Below are 3,580 nucleotides of genomic sequence, written 5' to 3' on the forward strand. Positions count from 1 at the left end.
GTGCGGTACATGCGGCTGCCGGCCTGACCGCCACCCGCTTCCCCGCCGACCCCTTCGGGCAGCCCGGCAGCCGCATGTACCGCACCGGCGACCGGGTGAAGTGGCGGGCCGACGGCACCCTGGAGTACCTGGGCCGCGCGGACGCCCAGGTGAAGATCCGCGGCTACCGCATCGAGCCCGGCGAGATCGAGGCGGCCCTGCACACCCACCCCGGCGTCGCCGAGGCCGCGGTCGGCGTGTTCGAGGACACCTCCGGAACCCGCCGGCTCGTGGCGCACGTCGTCGGCTCCGGCGGCGAAATCCCCGCGGCGGCCGAGCTGCGCGCCCACCTGGAGCGTCTGCTGCCCGCCCACATGGTGCCCGCCGCCTACGTGCCCATGGACGCGCTGCCGCTCACCGTCAACGGCAAGCTCGACCGGCGCGCACTGCCCGCGCCGGGACCGGACGGCTACGCCGCCGGCACCGACCGGACACCGCCGCGCACGCCCGCCGAACGGCTGGTCGCCGCCGCCTGGGCGGACGTGCTGGGAGTCGGGGAGGTGCACGCCGGCGACGACTTCTTCGCGCTCGGCGGCGACTCCATCCTCGCCGTCCGCATCACCGCCCGGCTGCGCGCCGCGTTCGGTCCCGGCGTCTCCCCAAGGCTGCTGTTCACCCGTCCCACGGTGGCCGCCCTGGCCGCCGAGCTCGGCGAACCGGCTGCCGAACTCGGCGAACCGGCCGACGACGCGTCCGCCCCGCGGGCCGACGCGATACCGGCGACCGCCCCGCACACCCCGGCGCCGCTGTCGTACGCCCAGCAACGTCTGTGGTTCCTCGACCGGTTCGAGCCCGGCAGCACCGAGTACACGACGCTGTCCGTGCTCCGCCTGCGCGGCCCGCTCGACGAGGGCGCCCTGCGCACCGCGCTGGACGGCCTGGTCGCCCGGCACGAGGCGCTGCGCACCACGTTCACCGAACAGGACGGACAGGCACGGCAGGTGGTGCACCCGCCGCACCGGGTCGACCTGCCCGTGGACGACCTCACCACGGCCCCGGACGCGCGGGCGGCGCTGGACGCGCTGCTGGAGCGCGGGGCCGCCACGCCCTTCGACCTGGCGGCCGGACCGCTGCTGCGCGCCCGGCTGGCCCGCCTGGCCGACGGTGAGCACGTTCTCGTCCTCGCCGTCCACCACATCGTCACCGACGGCTGGTCGCTCGGCGTCCTCGGCCGGGACCTGGGCGAGCTGTACGCGGCGGCCCACGAGGGCCGTCGCCCCGAGCTGCCCGAGCTGCCCGTCCGGTACGCCGACCACGCCGCCTGGCAGCGCGCCCGCACCGACCGCGTCGAGCCGCAACTCGCCCACTGGCGCCAGGTGCTGAACGGAGTGCCCCCGCTGGAGCTGCCGACCGACCGGCCGCGTCCCGCCGTACGGACCCGGGACGGCGCGCTGGTGACCTTCACCCTGCCCGCCGAGCTGACCGACCGGCTGCGCGAGCGGGGCCGGGAGGCCGATGCCACCCTGTACATGACGCTGCTGACCGCCTGCACGGCCCTGCTGTCCCGCTGGGCCGACCAGGACGACTTCGCCGTCGGCACCGTCACCGCGGGCCGGGAGCGCCCCGAACTGCACGACGTGGTCGGCATGTTCGTGAACACGCTGGTGCTGCGCAACCGGGTGCGCCCCGGCACGTCGTTCCGCGCGCTGCTGGAGCAGGTGCGCTCCACCGTCCTGGAGGCGTTCGCCCACCAGGACGTGCCCTTCGAGCGGCTGGTGGACGCCCTCCAGCCCGAGCGGGACACCAGCCGCACCCCCCTGTTCCAGGTCATGGTCGCCCTGCACAATTTGGGCGCCGAGGCTCCCGCGCTCCCGGACCTGGACGTCGAGCCGGTCCTGCCGCCGGTCCGGCACGCCACGTTCGACCTGGCCTTCGACTTCGTGGAGGGCGACGGCGGCGTCACCGGCCACCTGGAGTACGACACCGGCCTGTTCGACGAGGACACCGTCCGGCGCCTGGCCGCCCGCCTGCGGCTGCTGCTCCAGGCCGCGGCGCAGGACCCCGACCGGGACGTGCGGGCGCTGGAGCTGATGACCGCGGACGAGCGGCGCCGGGTGCTCCACGACTGGCAGGGGCCGCGGCTCGAGGTTCCGCGGACCACCTTCCCCGCCCTGTTCGAGGCGCAGGCCGCCCGCACCCCGCACGCCACCGCCCTGGTGGCCCGGGACGCCACGCTCGACTTCGCCGCCCTCAACGAGCGCGCCAACCGGCTCGCCCACCACCTCCTCGCCCAGGGCGTCGCCCCCGAGCGGGTGGTCGCCGTACGGCTGCCGCGCACCTCCGACCTGCTGGTGGCGGTGCTCGCCGTCGCCAAGGCGGGCGGCACCCTCCTCTGCCTCGACCCCGACCTGCCCGCCGAACGCGTCGCCCACCTCCTCGCGGACGCGGCCCCGCACACCGTGCTGACCGCCGACGCCCTGCGCGAGGTGGAGTGGGACCGGCTGCCCGCTCACGACCCCACCGACCGCGACCGCCGGGCCCCGCTCCACCCGGACCACGCCGCCTACATCGTCTACACCTCCGGCTCCACCGGCCGCCCCAAGGGCGTCGTCGTCGAACACCGCCACCTGGTCAACCTCTGCCACGACCACCGCGAAGGGCTCGTCGCCCCGCACACCGCGGACGGGAGCCGGCTGCGCGCCGCGCTGAGCGCCTCGTTCTCCTTCGACACCTCCTGGGAGGGGCCGCTGCTGCTCGCCCTCGGGCAGGAGGTCCACCTCGTCGACGAGGACGTGCGCCTGGACCCGGACGCGTTCTGCGCCCAGATCGCCGAACGCCGCCTGGACCTGGTCAACGTCACCCCGTCCTTCCTGCGCGAACTCACCGCCGCCGGACTCCTCGCACCCGGCCGCCACCACCCGCGCGTCCTGCTGGTCGGCGGCGAGGCGACGGGCCCCGACACCTGGCGGGAGCTGTGCGCCGCCACCGGCCTCGGCGTCACCGCGTACAACATGTACGGGCCCACCGAGTGCACCGTCGACGCCACCTACGGGCGCTGCGCCGACCACCCGGACCGGCCGGTCATCGGGCGCCCCGGCCGCAACCTGCGCGCCTACGTCCTCGACGGCGCCCTGCGCCCGGTGCCGCCCGGCGTGCCCGGCGAGCTGTACCTCGCCGGCGCGCAGGTGGCCCGCGGCTACCTGGGCCGCCCCGGCCTGACCGCCTCCCGCTTCCTCGCCGACCCGTTCGGCGCGCCGGGGGAGCGGATGTACCGCACCGGCGATCGCACCCGCTGGGACGAGCAGGGGATGCTGGAGTTCCTGGGCCGCGCCGACGAACAGATCAAGATCCGCGGGTTCCGCATCGAACCCGGCGAGGTCGAGGCCGCGCTGCTCGCCCACCCGGACGTGTCCGAGGCCGTCGTGACGGCACGCGAACACGCGGGCCGGCTCATGCTCGTGGCCCACCTGGTGCCCGCCGGGGACACCGTCCCGACCGCCGACGCACTGCGCCGCGCGCTCCGGCGCACCCTGCCCGACCACATGGTGCCGGCGGCGTTCGTCCCGCTGGCGCGGATCCCGCGCACCAGCAGCGGCAAGAC

General features: G+C 76.0%; 1 protein-coding gene. It reads left to right on the forward strand.

Features of this window, described 5'->3' with window-relative positions; genetic code table 11:
- Nucleotides 1–3,580: non-ribosomal peptide synthetase (locus tag C1I97_RS33380; RefSeq protein WP_146608369.1), on the forward strand; the 3,580-nt coding region annotated here is incomplete at both ends.

Source organism: Streptomyces sp. NTH33 (assembly GCF_003236365.1).
GTDB lineage: Bacteria > Actinomycetota > Actinomycetes > Streptomycetales > Streptomycetaceae > Streptomyces.